The organism is Enterovirga sp. (genome assembly GCF_028290205.1).
In the GTDB taxonomy this organism is placed as follows: domain Bacteria; phylum Pseudomonadota; class Alphaproteobacteria; order Rhizobiales; family Beijerinckiaceae; genus Enterovirga.
In genome coordinates this window covers 1-3211 of record NZ_JAQGKF010000023.1, presented here as the reverse complement: position 1 = coordinate 3211, position 3211 = coordinate 1, and the positions used below count along the sequence as shown (strand labels likewise).

The 3211-nt window shown below is 68.9% G+C and carries 3 protein-coding genes and 1 pseudogene; all 4 read right to left on the bottom strand.

Annotation, left to right across the window (positions count from 1 at the left end; genetic code table 11):
• A partial coding sequence (locus JWR86_RS01955; protein ID WP_299559983.1) for a homoserine dehydrogenase occupies positions 1–991 on the bottom strand: 991 nt, incomplete at its 3' end.
• 206 nt (positions 992–1197) lie between these two features.
• Positions 1198–2313 (bottom strand): hypothetical protein, encoded by a 1116-nt coding sequence (locus tag JWR86_RS01950; RefSeq protein ID WP_299559980.1) that lies wholly within the window; start codon positions 2311–2313, stop codon positions 1198–1200.
• Between the two features lie 127 nt (positions 2314–2440).
• Positions 2441–2818 carry an SPW repeat protein gene (locus JWR86_RS01945; protein WP_299559977.1) on the bottom strand — a complete coding sequence of 126 codons (378 nt, stop codon included), beginning with the start codon at positions 2816–2818 and terminating at the stop codon, positions 2441–2443.
• A gap of 72 nt (positions 2819–2890) precedes the next feature.
• A pseudogene (locus tag JWR86_RS01940) lies at positions 2891–3211 on the bottom strand (alpha/beta hydrolase); the annotation flags it as partial.

The following is a 3211-nucleotide window of genomic DNA, read 5'->3' as shown; positions in this document are numbered from 1 at the left end:
GGCCGAACGGCGCGCTGCGGATGCCCTTGGCGATGTCGGCGATATCGGCCACCACCGCCGAGGCCGTGGCCATGCCGCCGGCGCCGGGGCCGACCAGCGTCAGCTCCTTCACCGCATCGGCGTCGATGGTGACCGCATTGGTGACGCCCATCACCTCGGCGATGGAGGAGGATTTCGGCACCATGGTCGGGTGCACGCGCTGCTCGATGCCCGTGGGACTGCGCTCGGCGACGCCGAGGAGCTTGATGCGGAAGCCAAGCTCGTCGGCCATCCGGAGGTCGAGCGGGGCGATCTTCTCGATGCCCTCGACATAGATCGATTCCGAGTCGATCTCCGTCCCGAAGGCCAGCGCGGTGAGCAGCGCGAGCTTGTGCGCCGTGTCGAAGCCGCCGATGTCGAAGGTCGGATCCGCCTCGGCATAGCCGAGCTTCTGCGCCGCCGCGAGGCAGGTCGCGAAGTCGAGCCCTTCGCTTTCCATGCGGGACAGGATGTAATTGCAGGTGCCGTTCAGGATCCCGTAGATCCGGGTGACCTGGTTTCCGGCGAGCGCCTCGCGCAGCGTCTTCACGATCGGGATGCCCCCGGCCACCGACGCCTCGAAGGCGAGCGAGACGCCCTTTTCCTCAGCCCGGCGGGCGAGATCGAGCCCATGACGGGCGAGCAGCGCCTTGTTCGCGGTCACGACATGCTTGCCGTGCGCGATCGCGGTCTCGACGACGGCCTTGGCCGGCCCGTCCGCGCCGCCCATCAGCTCGACGACGCAGTCGATATCCTCAGACCGGGCGAGCGCGACCGGATCATCGAACCAGCGGTACCGGGACATGTCGTGGCCACGGTCGCGGGTGCGGTCGCGGGCCGACACGGCCGTGACGCGGATCGGACGGCGCGCGCGCTCCGTGAGCGCGTTGTCCTGCCGGGCGATAATCTTGAGGGCCGAGGCGCCGACCGTGCCCAGGCCGGCCACGCCGACCCTGAACGGCTGCGCTTGCATGCGGTTCTCCTCAATGGGGCGGGCGCCTGATGGCGCGCCGCCGTCTTTAGGCGCGGCGGCGGCGGGTGTCGAGCACCGCGACGGCCCGCAGCCGCGATTGCGTCGCGTGGTAGCGGCGACGCCGAGGCCTCGTCGCCCTGCCCCGCCGGGCAGCAGCGTCCGACGGCAGCCGAGCGCCGCCGGACGCGTGGCTGACCCTGCCCAGATTACTGTGCCGCGGCGCGCTTGCGCAAAACCATGTCGCCCCGGAACAGGAATTTCTGCGCACGCTTCGAGGTGTCGACCTCCGTGGTGAAGACGTTGCCCTTCGAATCCACCGCCAGGTTGTGCACCCAGTGGAACTGCCCGGCATTGCGGCCATTGCGGCCGAACGCGCCCAGCACCTCGCCGCTGTCGCGGCTAAGGGTGCGAACCTCGTTGTTCTCGCCGTCCGCGTTGATGAGGAGGCTCTCCTTCTCGTCCGGCCAGAGCGCCAGCTCCCAGACGGCGCCGTTGCCGCGGGTGCCCTTCTCGACGAAGAACTCCTTCACGAAGGTGCCGTCCTTCTGGAAGATCTGGACGCGGTTGCTGACCCGGTCGCAGACATAGACCAGCCCGTCCCGCGCCACCTGCACACAATGGACCGGGTTGCGGAACTGGGTCGGCGGCGTCTCACCCGGGCTGTACGCGGCCAGCTTCTGGTCCGTGGGTGGCTTGCCGTAGGCTCCCCACATCCGCTTGAAGGCGCCGGTCTCGGCGTCGAACACGATGATCCGCGTGTTGCCGTAGCCATCCGCGACGTAGAGTTCGTTCGAGGAGGCGTCGACCATCATGCCGGCAGGCCGCCCGAGGCGGCTCGTATCCAGGCTGTTGGTCTGCGGCCCCTGCTTGCCGATCTGCATGACGAACTTGCCGTCCTGCGTGAACTTCAGGATCTGCCCGTCCTGTTCGCCGTTCCCGGCGAGCCACACGAAGCCTTTGTGGTCGATGTGGATGCCGTGCTCGTTCTGGGGCCAGTTGTAGCCCTCGCCCGCGCCGCCCCAGCTCTTGATGAGGTCACCGGCCTGGTTGAACACCAGAACCGGCGGGGCCGGCTTGCAGCACTTGGAGCGCGGCGGGTCGAGGCTCGCGCCCTTCTCGTCATCGGTCAGCGTCTTGGGGCGCTGGACGACCCAGACGTTGTCCTCCGCATCGACGGCAACGCCGGCCGCCTGCCCCATCAGCCAGCTGTTCGGCAGAGGTTTCGGCCAGGCCGCATCCACCTCGAACTTCAGCGGCTCGGCCGCCTGGGCGCATGACCACGCGACGGCCAGACAGGCCGCCGCGAATGCAGGAGCTTTCATGGTTTCCTCCCCGACATGTTTGTCTTGGGAGGGCGATCATCGCGCGGTTGCGACCCGCCGGCCAGATGCGTCCGACGCGGGGGCCGGCATGCGTCGAGCACGCGGCCGCAGGGCGGAGGCGGGCGGATCAGATCCGTTCGCTGGCGATCCGGTCGGGCGAGCGCGGCTCCTTTTCGGTCACGAGCCCGGCCACGACCGAGAACAGCCCGAACAGGAGATGCGGCCAGAACACCCGGTCGGCGAAGCCGAACAGCCAGGGCGAGGCTGCCAGAATCGCCCCGCCCGCGATGTCGAGGATCAGGTGCATCGGCACGGAGATGACGGGCAGCAGCCCGACCTCGTAATTCGTCAACAGGCTGTAGAGGATGGCCCCGACCCCGAAGACCCACGCCACATAGGTCGCCGGCCCGTTATCGGCGAAGCCGAAGACCCATGGCGCCGTGCCGACGAGCAGCCCCCACAGGTAATCGACGAGCCCGTGAATCCGGGTCGGAATGAACCGCATGCCACCCTCCTTGCAACGAGGGCAGAACAGGGAGCCGGAAGCGGCGTTCCGCGCCGTCCGGCATGGAACGGATCAGGCTCGGAAGAAGCCGTCAAAGCGCTGGAGAACCGCCTCGGGCGCCTCCTCCGCAAGGTAGTGGCCGGACGGAACCGGACCGCCCGTGACCTCGCCCGCGCAATACCGTCCCCACAGGTCCAGGGGCTCGTACCAGGTGCCGATCCGTCCCGCTCCGCCCCACAGGACGAGCAGCGGGCACCGGACCTTCTGGCCCGCCGCCCGGCTCGCCCGGTCATGCTCCAGGTCGATCGTGGCCGCCGCGCGATAATCCTCGCACATGCCGACGATCGCGGCCGGATCGCGCGCGGCCGCAAGGTAATCCGCGAGCGCTTCGGG